Annotated in this window: 13 protein-coding genes and 1 pseudogene; 7 read left to right on the top strand and 7 right to left on the bottom strand. The window is 64.5% G+C overall.

Annotated elements, in window-relative coordinates; genetic code table 11:
* Positions 1 to 57: 57 nt before the first annotated feature.
* Positions 58 to 1,134 carry an erythromycin esterase family protein gene (locus FOY51_RS00640; protein WP_149428282.1) on the top strand — a complete coding sequence of 359 codons (1,077 nt, stop codon included), beginning with the start codon at positions 58 to 60 and terminating at the stop codon, positions 1,132 to 1,134.
* A gap of 40 nt (positions 1,135 to 1,174) precedes the next feature.
* Positions 1,175 to 1,372, top strand: coding sequence for a hypothetical protein (locus FOY51_RS00645; protein WP_149428283.1), 198 nt, complete (start codon positions 1,175 to 1,177; stop codon positions 1,370 to 1,372).
* Positions 1,373 to 1,393: 21 nt separating this feature from the next.
* Here the strand turns inward: FOY51_RS00645 and recR are convergent, their stop codons facing one another.
* From recR to FOY51_RS00665, 4 genes and pseudogenes are all read right to left on the bottom strand, one after another.
* Positions 1,394 to 2,002, bottom strand: a complete 609-nt coding sequence (gene recR, locus FOY51_RS00650; RefSeq protein ID WP_149428284.1) for a recombination mediator RecR — start codon at positions 2,000 to 2,002, stop codon at positions 1,394 to 1,396.
* A 9-nt stretch (positions 2,003 to 2,011) separates the two neighbouring features.
* Positions 2,012 to 2,350, bottom strand: a complete 339-nt coding sequence (locus FOY51_RS00655) for a YbaB/EbfC family nucleoid-associated protein (RefSeq protein WP_149428285.1) — start codon at positions 2,348 to 2,350, stop codon at positions 2,012 to 2,014.
* Between the two features lie 107 nt (positions 2,351 to 2,457).
* Positions 2,458 to 3,195, bottom strand: a complete 738-nt coding sequence (locus FOY51_RS00660) for a crotonase/enoyl-CoA hydratase family protein (RefSeq protein WP_235916013.1) — start codon at positions 3,193 to 3,195, stop codon at positions 2,458 to 2,460.
* A pseudogene (locus tag FOY51_RS00665) lies at positions 3,192 to 4,090 on the bottom strand (sterol desaturase family protein). The gene FOY51_RS00660 and the pseudogene FOY51_RS00665 overlap by 4 nt, the downstream one beginning before the upstream one ends.
* A 99-nt stretch (positions 4,091 to 4,189) precedes the next feature.
* On the opposite strand from FOY51_RS00665, the gene FOY51_RS00675 reads away from it, so the two are divergent.
* Together FOY51_RS00675 and FOY51_RS00680 are read left to right on the top strand one after the other, a co-directional pair.
* A complete protein-coding gene (locus tag FOY51_RS00675) occupies positions 4,190 to 4,825 on the top strand; it encodes a TetR/AcrR family transcriptional regulator (protein WP_149428289.1) in 636 nt (211 codons plus the stop codon).
* Positions 4,826 to 6,430 carry an FAD-binding oxidoreductase gene (locus FOY51_RS00680; protein ID WP_149428290.1) on the top strand — a complete coding sequence of 535 codons (1,605 nt, stop codon included), beginning with the start codon at positions 4,826 to 4,828 and terminating at the stop codon, positions 6,428 to 6,430.
* A gap of 3 nt (positions 6,431 to 6,433) precedes the next feature.
* On the opposite strand, the gene FOY51_RS00685 is transcribed toward FOY51_RS00680, so the two are convergent.
* Together FOY51_RS00685 and FOY51_RS00690 are read right to left on the bottom strand one after the other, a co-directional pair.
* Positions 6,434 to 6,868, bottom strand: coding sequence for an SRPBCC family protein (locus tag FOY51_RS00685; RefSeq protein ID WP_149428291.1), 435 nt, complete (start codon positions 6,866 to 6,868; stop codon positions 6,434 to 6,436).
* A gap of 105 nt (positions 6,869 to 6,973) precedes the next feature.
* A complete protein-coding gene (locus FOY51_RS00690) occupies positions 6,974 to 10,300 on the bottom strand; it encodes a serine/threonine-protein kinase (RefSeq protein WP_149428292.1) in 3,327 nt (1,108 codons plus the stop codon).
* A 171-nt stretch (positions 10,301 to 10,471) separates the two neighbouring features.
* Between FOY51_RS00690 and FOY51_RS00695 the strand changes: the two genes are divergently transcribed.
* From FOY51_RS00695 to hutH, 3 genes are read left to right on the top strand one after another with little or no spacing between them, the layout of a single operon-like run.
* Entirely contained in the window at positions 10,472 to 11,899 is a 1,428-nt protein-coding gene (locus FOY51_RS00695; RefSeq protein WP_187776118.1) for an FAD-binding oxidoreductase, read from the top strand.
* Positions 11,896 to 13,212: a class I SAM-dependent methyltransferase gene (locus tag FOY51_RS00700; RefSeq protein WP_149428293.1), complete on the top strand. Its 1,317-nt coding sequence runs from the start codon at positions 11,896 to 11,898 to the stop codon at positions 13,210 to 13,212. The genes FOY51_RS00695 and FOY51_RS00700 overlap by 4 nt, the downstream gene beginning before the upstream one ends.
* A 43-nt stretch (positions 13,213 to 13,255) precedes the next feature.
* The gene (gene hutH / locus FOY51_RS00705; protein ID WP_149428294.1) at positions 13,256 to 14,770 is read left to right on the top strand and encodes a histidine ammonia-lyase; all 1,515 of its coding nucleotides are present in this window, start codon (positions 13,256 to 13,258) and stop codon (positions 14,768 to 14,770) included.
* Positions 14,771 to 14,823: 53 nt separating this feature from the next.
* On the opposite strand, the gene FOY51_RS00710 is transcribed toward hutH, so the two are convergent.
* Positions 14,824 to 16,962: a 3-hydroxyacyl-CoA dehydrogenase NAD-binding domain-containing protein gene (locus FOY51_RS00710; RefSeq protein ID WP_149428810.1), complete on the bottom strand. Its 2,139-nt coding sequence runs from the start codon at positions 16,960 to 16,962 to the stop codon at positions 14,824 to 14,826.
* Between the last annotated feature and the right edge of the window lie 21 nt (positions 16,963 to 16,983).

Here is a 16,983-nt window from a genome sequence, read left to right on the forward strand (position 1 = left end):
AACCACTTCACTCCAGCACAAGTCTCAACCGTTCTTTCAAAGATACGATTGAGGCACATGAGCCAAGACATTCGAGACTTCGTCCCTTCGTCCTGCGACCTGCTGGCACTGGGCGAGCCGACACACTGGGAGCCGGCTTTCGGGTCGGTCCGCAACACGCTGTTCGGACAACTCGTCGAACGCGGCTTTCGCTCCATTGCGCTCGAAACCGACAGAGTCGCCGCACTCGAAGTCGACGACTACGTCCGCGACGGTGTCGGCAGCCTCTACGCCGTCATGCGCGATGGCTTCTCCCACGACTTCGGCGATTTCGCAGCCAACAGGGCGCTGGTCGAGTGGATGCGCGAGTACAACCAGAACCGCTCCCCCGCAGACCGACTGGCCTTTCACGGCTTCGATACGCAGACGGAGATCCCCTGCGCGCCCAGTCCGCGTCGCTATCTCGAATACAGCCGCGACTACCTGGGTCTCGACGTCGATCTCGCAAGCATTGCGGGTGACGACGAAAGATGGAGTCGCGCGGAAGCGGTCCTGAATCCCGCCGAGTCGCTCGGCGCCACGCCCGAGGCGCAGCGGCTGCGATTGCTCGCCCACGACATGTTCGCCGAGCTGCACGAGCGTGCCCCAGAGCTGATCGCGAAGACTTCGCGCAACGAGTGGACCAGGGCCACAACGCATCTCACGGCCGGGATCGGACTGCTGCGCTATCACAATCAGGCGGCGCAGGATATCGAACAGAGCAAACGGTACGGGGTGTTGGGAGCCGTGCGGGACGCGATCATGGCACAGAACCTTCGCGATATCCGCAGCATCGAGGACCGCCGTGGTGCGACATTCGTCTTCGCGCACAACTTTCATCTGAACCGAGGATCGATCGTCGGTTCGCTGCTGGACTACACCTTTGTCGCAGGCAGCCTCGGCCGCAGCGACGCTCTCGAACTCGGCGCGCCCGCCGCGGATACCTACGAGGGCACGCTCGACCCCGTGCTCACCACCTGGGGTATCACCGAACCCCCCACCACCGGACGAACTCGCACCGATACGGATCCGAGGAAGGGCTACTTTCCCCTCGATCAGGCCGTGCTCGACGGGGCCGATGCGATCTTGTACATCGCGGGCCGACACACCCGGTGATCTCCCCGCAGCTGTCGTCACACGGTGGTAGACCGGGGTCATGGCTTGTTCGTCATGCGATACGGCAACCGACCACTGCCACGGAACACTGATCGTGCACACCGGCAACATCGCCGAGTGCACCGAAGACGGCTGCGTCGAACTCGACCGGCTGCGCCACGCATTCGTCGTCGATTGCTTCGATCTGGCAGGCGGTTGCAGCTGCCTGGATCTGATCGCCGCCCGAAGAGCGTCGTAGCCGATTTACCCGCCTGCCGAACTACATTGCCCGCCGACCGGACAGCGCCCGGCCGAGGGTCAGCTCGTCGGCGAATTCCAGGTCGCCGCCCATCGGTAGTCCCGACGCCAATCGGGTCACGCTGAGTCCGGGAAAGTCGCGGAGCATCCGCACCAGGTAGGTAGCGGTCGCTTCGCCCTCGGTGTTGGGATCGGTCGCGATGATCACCTCACCGACGTCGATGCCGTCCTCCTGGTTGCCGATCCGCGCCAGTAACTCACGGATCCGCAGCTGGTCGGGTCCGACGCCGCTCAGCGGATCGAGTGCACCGCCGAGCACGTGGTAGCGGCCGCGGAACTCGCGGGTGCGTTCGATCGCCTGCACATCCTTGGGCTCCTCGACGACGCAGATCTGGGTGCGATCACGGCGAGAATCCGAGCAGATTCGGCACAGCTCCTTGTCGGAGACTGTGCCGCACATGATGCAGAACTGGACCCCGTCGCGCACCTTCTGCAGCGCTCGCTGCAGCCGGTCGATTTCCGGCGGCTCGACGGACAACAGATGAAAAGCGATGCGCTGCGCGCTTTTCGGACCGATTCCGGGCATCTTGCCGAGCTCGTCGATCAGATCCTGAACCGGACCTTCGTACACGCAGGCTCGCTAGAAGTCGGGCAGGCCCGGAAGCGCACCGCCACCGAGCCCCGCCAGTGGGCCGAGCTTGGTGGACGCGATTTCCTGAGCCTTTGCCGATGCGTCGCTGATGGCGCCGATGACGAGGTCTTGCAGTGTTTCGACGTCCTGCGGATCGACGACTTTGGGGTCGATGACCAGCGACACGATCTCGCCGGTGCCCTTGACCGTTGCGGTCACCAGGCCACCACCGGCCTGACCTGTCACTTCCGCCTGCGCGATCTCTGCCTGCGCGGCCATCAGCTGCTGTTGCATCTGCTGCGCCTGAGCAAGAATCTGCTGCATATCGGGCTGTCCACCGGGTTGCACGGGCCGTCCTCTCTCGCGGCGCCGTCAGCGCCGATCGATGCAGATATCCAGGCCAGCCTAGACGCTGACGTCGCGGCACGACTGGTGCCCGCGCCGGAAGCGGTCGGTTATCCGATCGCCGACTTGACCCGTCTCAGCGCACCGCGCATCGTGGTGCGAGCCAGCTGGCTGATGAAGTCGACCGAAAAGATGGTGCTCTGTCCGAGTTCGTCCTCGGCGGCCAGGGCTTGCCTGGTGCCGAGCTCGAGTCCGGCGTACACGGCCGCACGATCGCTGAGCACACAGCGCCACGGGTGCGCGGCAATCTGCTCCGCGAGTTCGACAGCCGCGTCCAGTGCGGTCCCCGCCGGAACCACCCGATCGACGAACCCGATGGTGTGTGCTTCGGCGACCGACATCTCACGCCCGGTCAGGATCAGATCCAGCGCGCGTCCGAGCCCGACCAGCTTGGGTAGGCGATACGTGCCACCGTCGACCAAGGGCACGCCGTGACGGCGATCGAAGAAGCCGAATCGCGCCGTATCGCCTGCCACTCGCAAGTCGCACCACGCGGCCAACTCCATCCCGCCCGCAACGCACCAGCCGTCGATGGCAGCGACCACCGGCTTCGAAAGCTGCCGCCTCGTCGGACCCAACGGACCGTCGTCCCGTAGATCGGGCAGGTCCTTCAGATTGGCGCCGGAACAGAACGCCGCCGTGTCGCCGGTGAGCACGGCAACCTTCGCGGTCGGGTCGGCGTCGAATGCGGTGAATTCGTCGTGCAACCGCGCTGCGGTCTCGGAGTCGACCGCGTTGCGAACCTGGGGCTGACCGATCCGAATCACCCGAACCGACGAGCCGGTCACGCGGTTGCCCGCACAGGCTCCGAAATGTCCGCCTGCTGGTCGGCAGGCTTCCATCCGGGCGGTCCGACGATGTAGCCGAGCTTGTTCTTCCAGCCGACGGCCCGTCGAACATCGCGGGCGATGTTGCCGTACTCGTGGTACTGGAGCTTGAACACGTTGTACGTGCCCACCGGGCTCGTCAAGCCATAGGTCGGCCGGTGTAGCTCGGGCTGGAACGTACCGAACATGCGATCCCAGACGATCAGGATGCCGCCGTAGTTCTTGTCCAGGTATTCGGGATCACTGCCGTGGTGCACGCGGTGATGCGACGGGGTGTTGAAGATGAACTCGATCGGGGCGGGCAGCTTGCCGATCGACTCCGTGTGGCTGAAGAACTGGTAGACGAGGTTGGCGCCGAAGGCCACGTAGATCGTCCACGGCTCGAACCCCAGCAAGGGCAACGGCGCCCAGAAGATCGCCTCGGACCACGGATTCCACTTCTGCCGCAACGCGGTACCGAAATTGAAGTACTCGCTGGAGTGATGTGCCTGATGCGCCGCCCATCCGATCCGCACCCGATGCGAGAACCGATGATTGCAGTACCAGGCGACGTCGACCACGACGAACAGCAGCACCAAGCTCCACCACGTGTCGACGGGGATGTGCCAGGGCGCGAGATAGACGCTCATCGCGACGAACAGCACCAGCGTCAGCAGCTTGAAAGCCATCATGAAGGCCAACGCGCCCGAGCCCATTGCCAAGCTCGTTGCCGTATCGCGGCCGAGGTAGCGGCTGTCCGACTCCTCGTCGTGGTCGTGGGTCTTTCCAGCAGGAACTCGACGCCGATGAACAGCGCGAAGATCGGCAGGGCGTAGAGCACCGGGTTCTGGATCTGGTGCCAGACGGTGGTCAGCATGTGCACTCCATTACTCCCAGGCCATCGCGATCCGATCGCGATCGTTAATTGACTAATGGGTAAATTACCACATGTTCAGTTATCGGGTACGGTGCTGGCATGGCTTCATCGAATGCGGGGACCAAGGGCGTGCCACGCGCCGATCGCGAGCTTCAGATCCTCGACATCGCGGCGGAAGAGTTCGCTCGCTGCGGTTACGCGCGGGCGTCCATTGCCGACATCGCGCGCCGGGCAGGCATCTCGAAACCACTCATCTACGTGTATTTCGAATCGAAGGACGGCCTCTACCTCGCGTGCCTGCGACGGGCAGGTGACGCGCTGGTCCAGTCGGTCGCGGCAGCGCAGAAAAGCGTCACCGCTCTTCGGGCGCTCGACACGCTGGAAGCCATCTTCACAGCCCTCGAGCCTCGCCGACACGACTGGCTGATCCTCAACGACCACAGCCTGCCCGCCGAGTCCGTGGTGCGCGAAGAGGCGCGACGCTACCGACGCGCACTGTCCGATCTGGGTGCGACGGGCACCGCCGAGGTGCTCGCGACGGCCGGTAGCGCGGACCTCCTCGACCGCTCGCTCACGCTCCATCTGTGGCTCAACACCGTCACGTCGGCTGTGCAGTGGTGGCTCGATCACCCCGATGAGTCGGCATCGGCGATGACCGCGCGGTGCACACGAATCCTCGGCGCCCTGGTTGCCGCCGAAGAACTCGGCACGTCGACACGAACGAAGGATCGGTAGATGAACAAGACACGGTCATGGTGGGGTTGGGGCAACGTCGAAGACGCGGTCCACGGCGTCGAGCTTGCCGAGCTGACGCGTCGAACGTCGGCGATGTTGCCCGACACCGATCTGCGCGCACATGAACCCCCTGACCCGCGCTCGCTGGACATCCGTCGACCCAGAGTCACCGTGCCCGCATCGCTTGCTCACCTGGGCTCGGACGATCTCGTAGATCGCGCCGCTCATGCGCACGGTAAGGCGTTTCGAGATGTGGTTCGCAATCTCCACGGCGATCTACGCAATGTCCCCGACGTGGTTGTCCGCCCGTCGAGCGAAACCGAGATCGTCGACATCCTGGATTGGTGCAGTCGCTCGAATATCGCGGTAATCGCCTACGGCGGTGGAAGTTCCGTGGTCGGCGGCATCGAGCCGAGGTTCGACGGCGGTTACGCGGGGACGATCAGCATGGATCTCGCAGCACTCGATCGAGTACTGGAGATCGACCGGACAAGCCGAGCCGCACGCATCCAAGCTGGAGTGTTCGGGCCCGCATTGGAAGACGTTCTACGTCCGGCAGGCCTCACCCTGCGCCACTTCCCGCAGTCGTTCGAGTTTTCGACGCTCGGCGGCTGGCTGGCCACCCGAGCGGGCGGGCATTTCGCCACTCTGTACACCCACATCGACGACCTCGTGGAATCGATGCGGGTGGTGACCCCGGCGGGCATCAGTGAATCGCGCAGGCTGCCGGGCTCGGGTGCAGGCCCGTCATCGGATCGCCTCTTCCTCGGCTCAGAAGGCACCTTGGGGGTGATCACCGAGGCGTGGATGCGGCTGCAAGATCGCCCCCGCTGGCGCGGCAACGCAACCGTGCATTTCTCGGACTTCGAGGCTGCTGTGTCGGCTACTCGCGCGATCGCACAAGCGGGGATCTTTCCGACGAATTGTCGACTACTCGATCCTGCCGAAGCGTTCATCAATGCAGGCACGGCGTCATCGGGCGGTGTGCTGGTACTCGCGTTCGAGTCCGCGGATCATCCGGTCGGTCCGTGGCTCGATCGGGTTGTCGAACTGTGCCGCGACCACGGCGGAACTCTGCCCGAACCGCCGCGGCGCACGGACAGCGCCGACGCTCCCGCGCCCACCGCTGTCTCCGATGCGTGGCGCTCCAGCTTCTTACGGATGCCATATCAGCGCGACGCCCTCGCGGCTCGGTCGATGATCGTCGAAACCTTCGAAACCGCCTGTACCTGGGACACATTCGCCGACCTGCACGCGTCGGTGCGCAAAGCCGCGAACGACGCGCTTGCCTCGGTCGACGCGCAGGGTGTGCTGACGTGCCGGTTCACACACGTCTACCCGGACGGTCCCGCACCGTATTTCGGGATCTACGCGGCCGGGCGTTGGGGCAGCACACTTGCGCAGTGGGACCAGATCAAAGCGGCGGTATCCGAAGCCTTGGCGAACGCGGGCGCCACCATCACTCACCATCATGCGGTGGGACGTGACCACCGCCCGTGGTACGACAGGCAGCGGCCCGACGTGTTCGCCGCCGCACTCCGGGCAGCCAAGGGCGCGCTCGATCCCGCCGGGATTCTCAACCCCGGCGTCCTCGTCGATCCGTAGCGACTACCCCAGCTCGCGCTTCAGGTTCTCCAGCGTCTGCGCCTGAATCTTCTTCAGCCCCAACGGCGCGAAGGTCTTCTCGAAGAAGCCGCCGATGCCGCCCGCGCCTACCCATTCGGTGGTGGTCGTGATCTGCGAACCGGTACCGCTCGGCTCGACGGTCCAGCGGGTGACCAACGACGAGTTGGCGTCACGCTCGGTGACCGTGTTACCCGCAACGGCAACGCTCGCCTTGACGTTGCGCGAACGCTTCGACGTTGCCTGCAGCGTCCACTCGGCAACGGTGCCGTCGCCCTGACCACCCGAGATCACCCGGTAGTCGCGGTACTGCTCGGGGAGGATGCGGGGTCGCACCGTCTCGTAGTCCGACAACGCCGTGAGCGCCGCTTCCGGGGCCGCTGCGACTGTGATCGAACTGCTGGCACTGACCTGTCCCACGTGAATCTCCTCTGTGCACTACGACGTTGTTGTGGCAATTGTTCCTGGACTGCCTCGACTTTGCGATGACTCTTCGCTCACGTGTGAGCAGAGCCACTACCTGGGTCAACGGTCGAGTTCGCACACGTCTGCGAGAAACGTCTGCGGCACGTCGGGCCATGCGGACGGCCACTGTCCGTTTCGACGGACTTCGAGAAGCGACGCGACGAGCGCAACGACGCGGGCACCGCCGTCGCGCAGAACTTGCGGTAATCCCAGCTCGGCGCAGATGCCGACAGCAGGCACCACCACGTCCTTCGCCTCGCCCGTCCAGCCGGCGGCGGCGAGGCTCGCAGCCAGCAGAAGCGTCGCTTGCACAGCTGCAAACGGGCCGGTTGTCCGTTTCAGCAACGCGCGGGCGCGTCGGCACGCCTCCTCGTCGCTGTCTAGTCGGTGCTCGTCCAGCAGTGCGACGATCGTTGCGGCTTCGACCACCGCGGCTGTGCGCCGATCCGACGACGGTGCAACGACATCGCGTGGCAGTCGCCAGCGTGCGCGCTCGTAGTCGACCCAGGCAGCCAATCGCGGTAGTCCATGCTGCTCTGCGACCGCGGCGCCCTGCGCCAACCGAGCTGTCGCCGTAGTCAGGTCACCGCGGAGTGCCTTGATCCGAGCACCGGTGACGAGCGTTGCGATCAGGAAGTCGACAGCACCGACATCCGTTCCAGGTCGATGACTATCGTCGAGCAGGCGTTCCGCGGCGACGAGGTCGCCCTGGTCGTAGACGAGCTGCCCGAGCATGGCACTCGCGAGTCGCATCGCGTGCGAGTGGTGATCCGGCGCCACCTTCCTCGCTGCCCGGAAGCTCGCTGCAGCCGCGGCGATGTCGAGCTGTTCGCGCGCGGCCATCCCGGCGAGACAGTGTCCGTAGACAGCGGCGAGGGGGTCGTTGGATCGCGCGTGGTAGTCGACGGCCCACGTTTGCAACTCTCGCGCTTCGACGAACTTACCGTCGTGGATCAGTACATACGATCGGGTGTTCGCGGCCAACGAGACCACCCAGGCCGGTACGTCGTCCGGTTGCGAAAGGCACTCGGCAACAAGGGCATCGACGCCATCGGTACGGTCGGCTATGGCTTCGGTTGCGCCGTTGAGCACGTCCGCTTCGATGCGTTGTTCCGCATCGTTGGAGGTGGACGCCGTGAACGCGTTGGTGATCCGATCGAGCGCCGATCGCGCCGCCTTGGAATGCTGCAGACCCACGTTGGCGCGGGCAACGGTCATCAACAGCCGCGATCGTGCCGCTACCTTCTGCACGGGCAGCTTTCCGACGACTCCGAGCAATGTGCCGATCCGCGAATGCTCGATCAGATCGTTTCCACCCGACTCGATCAGATCCATTGCGAGATCGAGTTCGGTTGCCGCAACGGCATGATCGACGGCCTCGCGCAACATCTGATGCGTTGCGAACCAACCCGACGCACGCAGGTGCAGGATCCGAGTCCGCCCCGGGTGTTTACGTTCGAGCCGGGTACGCAGAAATTCGGCGAACAGCAGCTGGAAGCGAAACCAGTCGGGATCCTCGTCGATCCTGTGCAGAAAGAGATCTCGCCGATCGGCTTCTTCCAACAAGGTCAGCGCATCGGGTTGGTCGGACAGTGTTGCGGCAAGACTGCCGGAGACACGTTCCACGATCGAGAGCGACATCAGGAACTCGAGCATCTTCGGTTCGATTGTGTCCAAGACGTTTTCGGCCAGATACTCGCCTATCTCGCGGTGGTTGCCGGAGAGTCGGTCGATCAACGTGACCGGATCGGAGGTCTTGTGCAACGAGAGCGCGACCAGCTTCACCGCCGCCATCCACCCCTCGGTTGCCGCGAAGATCTTGGCGACCTGAGCATCGGTCACGGCGCACCCATGCAGGTCGATCAAGAACTGTGAGCATTCGTCCTCGGTCAAACGCAGTGCATCGGTGTCGATTTCGACGATCTCGTCGCGAACTCGCATGCGGCTCAGCGGCAGACCGCTGCGCGACCTACTGGTCACGATCAGCCGTAGCTGTCGAGAGCTGTTGTCCAGCAAGTACTCCATCGCGTGCACAACACCGTCGTCGGTGATGCGATGCCAGTCGTCGACGACTATCGCAACCGGTCGGCCGCTCACGTGCACCTGCTCGATCAGCGCCCCGAGCACATATTGCTCGCCACCCTCTTCGAGGGTCCGCGTGAGATCAGAACCGATGTCGGGCCGCACCCGAGTGATGGCGTCGACCAAGTGCGTCAGGAACCACACCACGTTGTTGTCGTCGCTGTCGATGCTCAACCAGCCGACCGAAACGTCGTCACCGGTCAGCACCTCGCGCCATTGCGCGGCCAGCGAACTCTTGCCGAAGCCGGCGGGAGCGTGAATCAAGGTGAGCCGACGCGCGCGTCCTGCCCGAAGCTGATCCAGCAGTCTGGTCCGCGGTAGTTGTACCCGGGTCGGCGGCGGCGGCCGAAACTTCGTGGCAGATGTCGCGACGCCGGTCGTCGGCGCACGCGCTGCGGGTCTGCCGGTGAGCAACGCCATGTCGTCGACCGCCAACCCGTTGGTCGCTTCGATACCGGCGAGCAACTGCCCGAAATCGGCGGCCGTCGCGGGCCGGTTCGCCGGCTCCGAAGCCATCGCCGCTTCGATCGCCGCAGCGACGTCGGACGGGATGTCGAAGGCGCTCATGTCCGGCAACGGGTCGGTGGTGATGCGCAGGAACTGTGCGACCACCTTCTCCCCCGTGCGACGCTCGAACGCCGCGTGCCCGGTGATCAGGCAGAACAGTGTTGCGCCGAGTCCGTAGATGTCCGACGCAGGTGTCGGCGGTAGACCTTTCAGCACTTCAGGGGCGGTGAATGCGGGCGAACCGGCGATCATGTGGGTCGACGTTTCGAAGCCGCCCGGCATCCGTGCGATACCGAAATCCGTGAGCTGCGGTTCGCCGTAGTCGGTCACCAGAACGTTCGCGGGCTTCACGTCGCGATGCAGGATGCCGACCCGGTGGGCGGACTCGACAGCGCCCGCCAGCTTCACCCCGATCCGCAGCGTCGCAGCCCAGCCGAGCGGACCGTCGTCACGCACCACCGTGTCCAGCGAACCCCGCGCGTGAAACGGCATCACGATGTACGGCCGACCGGTCAGAGTCACGTCGACATGCAGGATGTCGACGATGTTCGGATGCCCGCTGACCTTGCCCATCGCGTGCTCTTCGCGGAGAAAACGCTCACGGTTCTCGTCGTCGAGATCTGCGGAGAGCACCTTGACCGCAACGGTTCTACCGAGCGAGCGTTGCTCGCACCGGTACACCACACCGAATCCACCGCGCCCGATCTCCTGGGCATTCTCGAGACCTGCGGCATCGAGTTCGTCGGCAATGGTCGGGGTCAGATCACGTTGCGTGGGAGGCGGATCGGCATCGGTCATCGCGGATCAGGAACGTTCGTCGATTCCCCATGGGACCACCATCCCTATAAGGTATCCGACTTGTGACCGGTGTCACGCAGCCGCTGAAGCGGGCGCAACATTTGCGTGAAGTTCCCGGTCAAGGGGTACCTCTCTGTAGCAAGACGAACAACCTAGCGATAGCGTCGAAGGGTGGCTGTATCTGTGAACGGGCTTACTCGACGCACTGCTGAGCGCCGAGAAACGGGGGTTGCCGCGCACCGAGCGGGAGTCGATCGTTTGCTCGCGAGTTACCAAGCAATTCCAGCAAACGCGACTGTCAGGTTGGCGAAGAAGACGTCCAATCTGTTCCGAGCGCGCGCCAAGGCGACCGCACCCGGATTGGACGTCAGCGGATTGGACTCGGTCATCAGCGTCGATCCCGACGCGAAGACCGCCGACGTCGCCGGGATGTGTACCTACGAAGACCTGGTCGCGGCCACTCTTCCGTACGGTTTGGCACCGCTGGTGGTGCCGCAGTTGAAGACCATCACGCTCGGCGGCGCGGTGACCGGGTTGGGCATCGAATCGTCGTCGTTCCGCAACGGCCTGCCGCACGAGTCGGTGCTCGAGATCGATGTGCTGACGGGTAGCGGTGAGATCGTCACGGTGACGCCGGACGGCGAGCACGCAGATCTGTTTCGTGGGTTCCCTAATTCCTACGGCACGCTCGGCTATTCGACGCGGCTGAAAATCGAGCTCGAGACGGTGCAGCCGTTCGTCGCACTCCGCCATGTCCGCTTCCGCGACGTACGCGAACTGCAGGCCACGATGGATCGGATCGTGGTCGAGCGCAGCTACGACGGACAGCAGGTCGACTACCTGGACGGCGTCGTGTTCAGCGCCGACGAGAGCTACCTGACGCTCGGGCGGCAGACCGACGAGCCCGGTCCGGTCAGCGACTACACCGATATGGACGTTTACTACCGGTCGATTCAGAGCAAGCAGACCGACCGGCTCACCATCCACGACTATCTGTGGCGTTGGGATACGGACTGGTTCTGGTGCTCGCGCGCCTTCGGTACGCAGAACCCGCGGATCCGTCGGTTCTGGCCGAAGAAGTATCGCCGCAGCAGTTTCTACTGGAAGCTGATCGGGCTCGATCAGAAATACGACATCGCCGATCGCCTCGAAGCACGCAAGGGCAATCCGCCGCGCGAACGCGTGGTCCAGGACATCGAGGTGCCGATCGACCGCACCGCCGAGTTCATCGAGTGGTTCCTGCGCGAAATCCCGATCGAGCCGATCTGGTTGTGCCCGTTGCAGTTACGTGAACCTGGTCGCGACGTCGAGCGGCGGTGGCCGCTGTATCCGCTGGCGCCGAAGCGCACCTACGTCAACGTCGGCTTCTGGTCGTCGGTGCCGATCGTGCCCGGTCAGCCCGAAGGTGCGGCCAACCGGCTGATCGAAAACAAGGTCAGCGAGCTGGACGGACATAAATCGCTGTACTCCGACGCTTACTACTCAGAGGATGAGTTCGCCGAGCTGTACGGCGGAGCGGACTACGCCGAATTGAAGACCAAGTACGACCCAACTTCACGATTGCTCGATTTATACGCAAAGGCGGTGCGACGTAAATGACAACCTTCAAAGACAAAGCCGATTCCCGCTGGGACACAGGACAAAAGCTCACCATCGCCGAGATCCTCGAGATCTTCACCAACGGCGACCTACCGCTGCGCTTCAGCGCCTACGACGGCAGCACCGCCGGGCCCGCGGACGCCAAGTACGGCCTCGATCTGAAGACGCCCCGCGGTACGACCTACCTGGTGACGGCACCCGGCGATCTCGGCATGGCCCGCGCCTACGTTTCTGGCGACCTCGAGGCCGTCGGCGTGCATCCCGGCGATCCGTACGAGATCCTGCGCGTCATGGGTGAAGAGCTGCACTTCAGTCGGCCGGACGCCATGACGCTGGCCAGCGTCATGCGCTCGCTCGGCTGGGAGACGCTGCGCCCGGTCGCGCCACCGCCGCAGGAGACGTTGCCGCGGTGGCGTCGTATCGCCGAAGGCCTACGGCACTCGAAATCCCGTGATGCGGAAGCGATCCACCATCACTACGACGTGTCCAACGCGTTCTACGAGAAGGTCCTCGGACCCTCGATGACCTACACCTGTGCTGCCTACGAAGACGCGGATCGCACCCTCGAACAGGCGCAGGAGAACAAGTACCGCCTTGTCTTCGACAAGCTGCGGCTGAAAGAAGGTGATCGGCTGCTCGACATCGGTTGCGGCTGGGGCGGAATGGTGCGCTACGCCGCCCGCCGCGGTGTGCACGTGATCGGTGCGACGTTGTCGGCAGAGCAGGCCGAGTGGGCACAGAAGGCGATCGCCGAGGAAGGTTTGTCCGCGCTGGCCGAGGTGCGGCACTCCGACTACCGCGATGTTCAGGAGACCGGTTTCGACGCCGTGTCGTCGATCGGGCTCACCGAACACATCGGGGTGCAGAACTATCCGGCGTACTTCGGCTTCATTCAGTCCAAGCTGCGCGACGGCGGCCTGTTCCTGAACCACTGCATCACCCGCCCGGACAACACGCGCAGCACCAAGGCCGGCGGGTTCATCGATCGCTACGTCTTCCCCGACGGCGAGCTGATCGGGTCGGGTCGCATCATCACCGACATCCAGAACGTCGGTCTCGAGGTGCGGCACGAGGAGAACCTACGTGAGCACTACGCGTTGACGTTGGCGGAGTGGAACAAGAACTTGGTCGAGCATTGGGACGAGTGCGTCGCCGAAGTGGGTATCGGCACCGCGAAGGTGTGGGGCCTGTACCTCGCGGGATCGCGACTCGGGTTCGAGCGCAACGTCATTCAGCTGCACCAAGTGCTGTCGGTGAAGGTGCCTGCCGGTGGCAACGTCGGTCTGCCGCTGCGGCCGTGGTGGGTGGCGTAGCCGGCTCTGGACATAACGGGCAGCTGCGGCGTCCAATGGGCGGATGAGCAATCCCGTCGTTGTCGATATCGGTCCGGTAACCGCCGCGGACGTCGTCGCGGTCGCGAGAGACTTCGCGACCGTGTCTCTCGCCCCGGCGGCGGTTCAGGCAATCGCGGAGTCGCGCGCTGTCGTCGAGGCCCTTGCCGAGGACCCGAACCCGCATTACGGAATCTCCACGGGGTTCGGGGCGTTGGCGACCACGCATATTCCGCGCGAGCGACGGGCTGCGTTGCAGACGTCGCTGATCCGATCGCACGCGGCGGGCACCGGCACACCTGTGGAGACCGAGGTGGTCCGGGCGATGATGCTGCTGCGGCTCAGCACACTCGCAACCGGAAGAACCGGAATCCGTCCTGCGACAGTCGATCTGATGGTGGGCCTGCTCAATGCGGGCATCACGCCGGTGGTGCCGGAATACGGCTCACTCGGCTGCTCGGGCGACCTGGCACCGCTCTCGGCGGTGGCGCTGGCCTTGATCGGCGAGGGCGACGTCGACGTGGTCACCGGTACGACTGCTGTACGGCGCACCGCGGCCGATGCGCTCGCCGCTGCCGGCCTGACGCCGGTCGTGCTCGCGGAGAAGGAAGGCCTGGCGCTGGTCAACGGCACCGACGGCATGCTCGGGATGCTCTGCCTGGCCCTGCACGATCTGCACTACCTTTGGGACACAGCAGATCTCGCAGCGGCGATGTCGATCGAGGCACTCCTCGGAACGGATCAGGTGTTCCTCCCCGAATTGCAGGCGTTGCGTCCGCAACTCGGTCAAGCCGACAGCGCGGCCGCGATCGCGGCAATGCTGGCCACGTCTCCCATCGTCGCGTCGCACGCGGGGCCCGGCGACAACCGGGTGCAGGACGCATACTCGATGCGTTGTACGCCCGCCGTGCACGGCACGGCCCGGGACACCACGGCGCACGCGAGTGCCGTCGCAAGCCGCGAATTGGCCAGTGCCATCGACAATCCCGTCGTGCTACCCGACGGCCGGGTGCTCAGCAACGGCAACTTCCATGGCGCACCTGTCGCCGCGGTGCTCGACTTTCTCGCTATCTCCGTCGCCGACGTGGCGTCGATCTCCGAACGGCGCACGGACCGGATGCTCGATCCCGCGAGATCCCGTGGACTACCACCGTTTCTGGCATACGAGGTGGGCGTGGACTCCGGTCACATGATCGCGCAGTACACCCAGGCAGGGATGGTGGCCGAGCTCAAGCGGCTTGCCGTTCCAGCCTCCGTCGATTCCATCCCGAGTTCGGCGATGCAGGAAGACCACGTATCGCTCGGCTGGCACGCTGCCCGCAAGCTGCGGCGCGGAGTGGACGCCGTGCGACGCGTGCTCGCCATCGAAATTCTCACCGCGGCGCGGGCTTTGGACTTCCGGTCACCTCTACAGCCCGGTCCCGTCACCGGTGCAGCAGTGGCAAAGGTGCGAGAGCGTGTACCCGGCCCGGGTCCTGACCGGCACCTCGCAGTCGAGATCGACGCGGTTGTCGACCTGCTCGCCGAGCGGCAGCTTTAGTACGGCAAAGGCCGCGAACCAGTCGAAACTGGTTCGCGGCCTTTGGTTTTCAGCTATGCCTTGAGCGAATCCGGAACCTGGAACCGCTCGCCGTACTTGGCTGCCAGCTCCTCGGATCGCTTGACGAACGCAGCCTGGCCACCGTTCGGGTAACCGACGATGAACTGGTGCACGCCACCGGTCCAGGCCGGGAAGCCGATACCGAAGATCGAGCCGATGTTCGCGTCGGCCGTGGTGGTGAGCACGCCCTCGTCGAAGCACTTCTGCGTCTCCAAGGCCTCCGCGAACAGCATGCGGTCGATCAGGTCCTGGAACGGCACCTCGAGGTCGGGCTTGGTGCCGAACGTCTCCCGCAGACCGGGCCAGATCCCGGTGCGCTTGCCGTCCGCGTAATCGTAGAAGCCTGCGCCGCCCGACTTACCCTTGCGATCCAGCTCTTCGACCATCTTGTTGATGACGCGGCCGGAAGCGGCTGCGGCACCGGTGATCTCGTGACCCTCGGCCTTCGCCGCCGCTGCAGTCTCGTTGAAGATCTTCTGCATCGTGGTGAAGTTCAGCTCGTCGCTGAGCTGCAACGGTGCCGCCGGGTAACCGGCCTGCTGGCCTGCCTGCTCGATGGTCGCGGGCTCGATGCCCTCTTCCAGCATGGCGATGGCCTCGTTGATGAACGTGCCGATGACCCGCGAGGTGAAGAAGCCGCGGCTGTCGTTGACGACGATCGGGGTCTTCTTGATGGCGAGCGTGTAGTCGAACACGCGGGCCAGCGCCTCGTCGGAGGTCTTCTCACCACGGATGATCTCCACCAGTGGCATCTTGTCGACGGGCGAGAAGAAGTGGATGCCGATGAAGTCTTCCGGACGGCTGATTCCCTCGGCCAAGCCGGTTATCGGCAGCGACGACGTGTTGGAGCCCAGCAACGCTGTCGGCTCGACGAATTCGTCGATCTCCGCGAAGACCTTCTGCTTCAGCTCGACGTTCTCGAACACGGCCTCGATGACGAAGTCGACGCCCGCGAAATCCTTCGGATCTGCGGACGGGGTGATCTTCGCCAACAGCGCCGCGGACTTCTCCTCGGTGGTCTTGCCACGCGAGAGCGCCTTGGCCTCGATGGCCTCCGAGTACGCCTTGCCCTTGTTGGCAGCCTCGATCGTGATGTCCTTGAGGACGACGTCGTAGCCGGCCTTCGCCGACACGTACGCGATACCGGCGCCCATCATGCCTGCGCCGAGGACGCCGATCTTCTTGGGAGCGGTCTTCTCGATGCCGTCCGGACGCGACTTGCCGTTGTTGATCGACTGCAGGTCGAAGAAGAACGCCTGAATCATGTTCTTCGCGACCGGGCCGGTCACCAAAGAGACGAAGTAGCGCGACTCGATCAGCGTTGCGTTGTCGATGTCGACCTGCGAACCCTCGACAGCTGCGGACATGATCGCAAGCGGCGCAGGCATGTTCGCGCCCTTGATCTGCTTACGCAGGTTTGCCGGGAAGGCCGGTAGGTTGGCTGCGAATGCGGGGCTCGAAGGGGTGCCGCCTGGGATCTTGTAGCCCTTGACATCCCACGGCTGCACGCCGCCCTCGGGGTTCGCCTTGATCCACGCTTTGGCTGCGGGAACGAGCTCGTCGACGGAACCGACGAGGTCGTGGACCAAGCCGACTTCCTTCGCCTTGGACGGCACGTACTGCTGACCCTGCAGCAGCACCTGCATCAGCGCGCCCTGCAGGCCGAGCAGACGCACGGTACGGACGACGCCGCCACCACCTGGGAGGAGGCCGAGGGTGACCTCGGGCAGGCCGATCTTGCTGCCACGAACGTCGGCCGCGATGCGGCGATGACACGCGAGGGTGATCTCCAGGCCGCCACCGAGCGCCGCACCATTGATGGCTGCGACGACCGGCTTGCCGAGGGTCTCCAGGCGACGCAGGTCGCCCTTGATCTGACCGAGCTCGTCCATGACGGCCTGGCCGTCGTTCGGGCCGATCTTGATCATGTTCTTCAGGTCGCCGCCCGCGAAGAAGGTTTTCTTCGCGGAGGTGACGACGACACCGGTGATGTCGTCCTTCTCGGCCTCGAGGCGGTCGACGGTCGCCTTCATCGACGACTTGTACAGGTCGTTCATCGTGTTGGCGCCCTGGTTCGGGTCGTCCATCGTCAGGGTGACGATGCCGTCCGAATCCTTGTCCCAACCGATCATGTTGTCAGTCACTGCTTTAGG

This window comes from Antrihabitans cavernicola (assembly GCF_008297975.1).
In the GTDB taxonomy this organism is placed as follows: Bacteria; Actinomycetota; Actinomycetes; order Mycobacteriales; family Mycobacteriaceae; genus Antrihabitans; species Antrihabitans cavernicola.